The 5,268-nt window shown below is 38.6% G+C and carries 7 protein-coding genes; 6 read left to right on the top strand and 1 reads right to left on the bottom strand.

What is annotated here, in order from left to right; translation table 11 throughout:
• Nucleotides 1-88 precede the first annotated feature (88 nt).
• The 3 genes from GNE10_RS31890 (at nucleotide 89) to GNE10_RS31880 (ending at nucleotide 2,273) form a co-directional block, all read left to right on the top strand.
• Nucleotides 89-724, top strand: a complete 636-nt coding sequence (locus GNE10_RS31890; protein ID WP_185569971.1) for a cadmium resistance transporter — start codon at nucleotides 89-91, stop codon at nucleotides 722-724.
• A gap of 132 nt (nucleotides 725-856) precedes the next feature.
• Nucleotides 857-1,693 (top strand): sulfite exporter TauE/SafE family protein, encoded by an 837-nt coding sequence (locus GNE10_RS31885; RefSeq protein ID WP_185569969.1) that lies wholly within the window; start codon nucleotides 857-859, stop codon nucleotides 1,691-1,693.
• Between the two features lies 1 nt (nucleotide 1,694).
• On the top strand, nucleotides 1,695-2,273 hold the full coding sequence (locus tag GNE10_RS31880) for a DUF1634 domain-containing protein (RefSeq protein WP_185569967.1): 579 nt from the start codon (nucleotides 1,695-1,697) through the stop codon (nucleotides 2,271-2,273).
• Between the two features lie 307 nt (nucleotides 2,274-2,580).
• Here GNE10_RS31880 and GNE10_RS31875 read toward each other — a convergent pair whose 3' ends face one another.
• The gene (locus GNE10_RS31875; RefSeq protein WP_260447117.1) at nucleotides 2,581-2,853 is read right to left on the bottom strand and encodes a hypothetical protein; all 273 of its coding nucleotides are present in this window, start codon (nucleotides 2,851-2,853) and stop codon (nucleotides 2,581-2,583) included.
• A 548-nt stretch (nucleotides 2,854-3,401) separates the two neighbouring features.
• On the opposite strand from GNE10_RS31875, the gene GNE10_RS31870 reads away from it, so the two are divergent.
• The 3 genes from GNE10_RS31870 (at nucleotide 3,402) to GNE10_RS31860 (ending at nucleotide 5,090) form a co-directional block, all read left to right on the top strand.
• On the top strand, nucleotides 3,402-3,812 hold the full coding sequence (locus tag GNE10_RS31870; RefSeq protein WP_257209998.1) for a hypothetical protein: 411 nt from the start codon (nucleotides 3,402-3,404) through the stop codon (nucleotides 3,810-3,812).
• A gap of 155 nt (nucleotides 3,813-3,967) precedes the next feature.
• Nucleotides 3,968-4,549, top strand: coding sequence for a carbonic anhydrase (locus GNE10_RS31865; protein ID WP_185569964.1), 582 nt, complete (start codon nucleotides 3,968-3,970; stop codon nucleotides 4,547-4,549).
• 139 nt (nucleotides 4,550-4,688) lie between these two features.
• Nucleotides 4,689-5,090 (top strand): hypothetical protein, encoded by a 402-nt coding sequence (locus tag GNE10_RS31860; protein ID WP_185569962.1) that lies wholly within the window; start codon nucleotides 4,689-4,691, stop codon nucleotides 5,088-5,090.
• Nucleotides 5,091-5,268 lie beyond the last annotated feature (178 nt).

Here is a 5,268-nt window from a genome sequence, read left to right as displayed (position 1 = left end):
CTCCCCATCTCCCTACTTCCTCATCTCCCACATCCCCCATACCCAATGCCCAAATCTAAAATCTAAAATCTAAAATCTAAAATTAATTATGAGCGGATTAGTGACTGCGATTAGCACAGGTGCAGCTGCTTTTAGTGCCACAAACATCGATGATATTGTTATCTTGACGCTGTTTTTTTCTCAGGTGAATGCTAAACTTCGGCGTTGGCATATAGTCACTGGTCAATATCTCGGTTTTACAGCGTTGGTAATGGCTAGTCTTCCTGGTTTCTTTGGTGGCTTAATGTTACCAAAACCGTGGATTGGACTATTTGGTTTAGTGCCCATAACAATTGGTATCAAGTGCTTGCTAAACCGAGAAGATGATGAATCCCAAGAAACAGAAACACAAACTCAGCAGTCTGAAGGCTCATATATAAGTAAATTTCTTAACTTTCAAACTTACAGCGTAGCAGCAGTTACCTTTGCCAATGGTACTGACAATATTAGTATTTATGTTCCTTTATTTGCTAGCAGTACTTGGGAGAGTTTGCTAATAATTCTGGGAGTATTTTTTATGTTAGTGGGATTTCTATGCTATCTAGCGTACAAGTTAACTCACAATACAGCGATCGCCTCCCTTTTAACTCGTTACGGTAACGATTTTATGCCTTTTGTCTTAATGGGATTAGGCGCTTTTATCATTATGGATAGTGGTAGCTGGTCATTAATCATCAATCATTAGTCATCAGTCATCAGTCAACAGTCATCAGTCATCAATCAACAATCATCAGCAACTAACTTCCCATTTCAGTTTTAAAGAATACAAAAAATTATTTGGCATCCTGTTATACATCTAAAAAAAGAGGTATTAAATTTGTCGATTTTAGAATTTTCTTTATTAGTTTGGCTGGGTTCATTTAGCGCAGGGTTGTTAGGGGCGTTAACTGGGTTGGGGGGTGGAGTAGTAATTGTCCCTTTGTTAACTTCAATGTTTGGCGTCGATCTGCGATATGCTGTTGGTGCTTCTTTGGTGTCTGTAATTGCTACTTCATTGGGTGCAGCATCTACTTATATTAAAAAAGGCTATACCAATTTACGATTGGGGATGTTTTTAGAAGTAGGAACAACAATTGGTGCCATCATTGGTGCAACAATCGCTACTTTCGTATCTGTAAAAGCCCTAACTATTGTATTGGCGATCGTTCTGATTTATTCAGCATATCTTTCACAACGACCGAGAATAGAAAACACTCAAGATGAACCAGCAGATCCTCTAGCAGACTATCTAAAACTCAATAATAGTTATCCAACTCCCGATGGACTAATGTCTTATAAAGTTTATTCAGTACCAGTGGGGTTTAGCATGATGATTTTAGCTGGGGTGCTTTCTGGACTGCTGGGTATTGGTTCCGGCGGATTTAAGGTTTTGGCAATGGATCAAGCCATGCGTCTACCTTTTAAAGTTTCCACCACCACTAGCAATTTTATGATCGGCGTCACAGCAGCAGCCTCAGCCGGAGTTTATTTAGCACGAGGTTACATCGATCCTGGACTATCCATGCCGGTGATGTTGGGAGTATTACCTGGTGCTTTTTTGGGCGCACGAGTCCTTGCAGGAACTCAAACAGAGATTTTAAGAACTATTTTCAGTATTGTGCTGGTGGTAATGGCTTTAAAGATGGTTTACAACAATTTAATAGGGGGGCTGTAGAATGTATAAAATAAATACTGGTTTCGGCTGGGCATCATCACCACAGCCAGAGAGCAAAGTAATTGCACTCACTTTATCACCAGAAAATTCCGATTCTGATATTGAAAATTTAGAAGCACAGCAAGTTACTAAACTAGCACAATTACCGAATACCTGTGAAATTGATGCTAACAATAATGTCAGTAAAATATCAAGCGAGCAACAATTAGAATATTTGCTGAGCAATCTACTAAAATATGGCGTTTTAACAGCTAGTGCCGTGGTTTTAGTGGGAGGTATTCTCTACTTGATTCATCATGGTGGTGAACCTGCGAGATATCAATTATTTCAGGGAGAGCCATTACAATTTCGCTCACCAGTAGGTGTAGTACAAGCAGTTTTTTCAGGTAGCGATGCCTACGACGGGCTACGCCTACGCGGTATTATTCAACTGGGACTATTAATACTAATTGCTACTCCAATTTTACGCGTAGTAATTTCTCTATTGACTTTTCTATTCAAGCGAGAATTCATCTATGTAATTGTTACTTTCTTAGTCCTCGCCAGCCTCACTTACAGTCTTTTATTAGCATATTATTAAACAATTTGCCAGTCACAAATACAGTTATATAATAACGATTTAAACCCTACTAAAAAACTTGCTTTTTTATAAAAATGGGGGACAAAAAAGCGCCGAATTTATTAATTCCGCTTTGTAATTACTCAAAGTTAAATTAGCAAATACTCTTGTGGGCTGTAGAAAAGTCTGAACGCCAGAATAAGGCGTAAACATTCTTTACGTACATTTATGCAAAAAACAATGAAAATATCTTGCTTTTCCCAGTCTCCAGTTACTATTTTGAAAGCCCGTCTATTGAAATCTATCAAAATCCTATCTTTATCAATCATCATGAACCTTGCAAAAGTTCATTAATCGAGCTGAGACTTTGTTGAATTAGCTCTAGTAAATAATTTCTTAATGAATCAATATTTGCCACGGAAAAATTTAATAATCCTAAAGCATATAACAAACTTGAAATTCCTATAATTAACGCCAGAAATCTCCCAAAGCAGCCCGGATTAATTTCAATAAAACCTAATTTAGATTGCCCGATGACAGCAATTGTAATAAATACAATTCCTGCTATGACGAATGTGTTATTTGCAGCTAAATCTGTCATTTTCCTATTTAGATACTCCAGTATTTTGATTGTAACTATAGGAATCTGATTTGACTAATGAACATATTTGTGTAAGGAGGGAACAGGGAACAGGGAACAGGAAAAAAGAAATTTAGGTGTGTACTGAGTTTTTTTACCAAATCAAATATGAGTCCTATCTATATAGTAGTCAGATTTGATTAATGAACTGAACTGTATAGGCGGCAGGCAAGAAGCAATAGGGTTATAAAAGAGTAAAGTGTACGGAATTTTGTTCAAAAATCAAATAGCATTCCTATATTACGTGTTAGGGTTGTTGACTGTTAACCGTCAACAGTCAACAGTCAACAGTCAACACCGATATTGTTCACAACTCAAATAGGATTGCCATAGCAAAGGACTGCATGACTATTCCTGAGTTTTGAGGGCCAACAACCCAAAATGGTATCACTTGTGTACTAGACTAAAGTCTACTTTTTAGTTTAAACTACACTAAGTAGATAGGAATAGTGGGTTTTATGCAAAGCTTCCCAAAAATGAGTCAAGAGTTGAGCCTCGAAAACCAGACAATGACTGAGCAGTTAGAGCCAACTATTTCAAAGGACTTCAAAAAAGATATCTTCAAAAAGCTCAGAGGCGGATTTTTTCTAGTACTGGGATATTTATTGTCACCACTATGCTGGTGGAATGACTTACTTTTTAATCTGCCAATAGCTTATGCTTTTGGCTATGGATGCAGTTTACTTTCCCCGAAATTACTTTTACCCTGTTCCATTATAGGGTATTGGCTCTCCAATATTGTGGGAATTCTGTTGATGCAATTTGGTTCTCAGGACATGTTTCAAAAAGAACCCAAAGAGCGTAACCTCAAAAAAGAGTTATTTACTGGTTTAATTTCTTCAACAGTTTATACCTTGTTAATTTTGGTATTGATACAGTTGAAAATCATCGATTCTCCTGTTTTATTCTCCAACGGCTAAGGGAGTTTTTCTCTCATTTTCTGATTTGAACAAAAGTGGTTCACTGTTAACTGTTGACTGTGAACCATCAACGGTCAAAAGTCAACAAGAAAATTCAAAGTTCCTACCTAGATAAAGTTTTCAACCATCCTAAATAGAGACATCAAATAAAAATTATGAGTCAAATTGTAGAAGAAGTTTTATTAGCGAACCGCACCTACGTTGAAAATTTCGGCGATAAAGGCGACCTTACCATACCCCCTGCTCGTCGATTTGCAATTCTCACTTGTATGGATGCTCGACTTGACCCAGCTAAATTTGCTGGGTTGGTGGAGGGAGACGCCCATATAATTCGCAATGCAGGGGGACGGGCCAGTGATGATGCAATTCGCTCTTTGGTAATTTCCTACAAATTACTTGGGACTCGTGAGTGGTTCGTGATTCATCATACAAATTGTGGTATGGAAACCTTCACAGACCAAGTTATTCGGAGTTTATTGGCTAATAGTCTGAAAACTGCAAAGATAGACGACACCGGTTGGTATGATGTTGGTTCTGGAGGCGGTTCCACCGAAGCCGAGTTTATTGATTGGTTGACCATTGGCGAACAAGCACAAAGTGTGTATGCAGACGTGAAGCGGATTCGTTCTCACCCATTAGTACCGCCAGAAATTCCGATTTACGGCTACCTTTACGATGTCAAAACTGGCGAATTAATAGAAATTCCCCAAGCTACAGAAGTTGGTCGAGCTATTTAGCTCACGCTTTTTATTATCGAAAACTGGAGTTGAAAACACCGTCCTCAAGGAGCGGCTTCATTATGATACTAAAACTGTGATATCTCTGTGACAAGGCTAGTTATAATTTAAGCTATGTGCAAATGAGGTCAGGTTTTCTATGACTGCACCTATAGAAATTCGCAAAAAAGCGATCGCTCTGCTAGAACAATTACCGAGAGAATCTTTAGTAAAAGCAGTTGAATTTTTAGAGTACCTTTCTCACGAGGCTTCACAGGTATCAGAAACGCCAAAACCTCAAGCAAGTGAAGCAACTTTGATTGAAATTATTCAACGCTGTTTACCACCCCAAGAACAAGACAAATTAACTTATTTGCGTCAGCAAAACGAGACTGGAGAAATTACAGAAACAGAGCATCAGGAACTACTGATGTACATTGAACGCGTCGAACAACAAGATGCCAAACGCGCAGAAGCATTGATTCAACTGGCTCAACTTCGCAATGTTGATTTGAAAGTGCTGATTAATGAGTTTTTACCTACACACATTTATGTAACCTGATGTCGGAGCGAGTCCCAGAATCAATTAGGCGTGTTGTTGCTGCTCGTGCCCTTGGTTACTGCGAGTATTGTTATTGTTCGGAGCAATTTGCTACACAGAGCCAGGACTTACGCAACTGGCACAAATAGCGGGCGGGGCGTAACCCTACTACACGACAATTTAAATCAAACCAAGCACA

It is taken from the genome of Nostoc sp. 2RC, from assembly GCF_014222165.1.
Classification (GTDB): Bacteria; Cyanobacteriota; Cyanobacteriia; order Cyanobacteriales; family Nostocaceae; genus Nostoc; species Nostoc linckia.
Note: the sequence above shows the minus strand (reverse complement) of the source record. Positions and strands in the feature narration are given on the sequence as shown.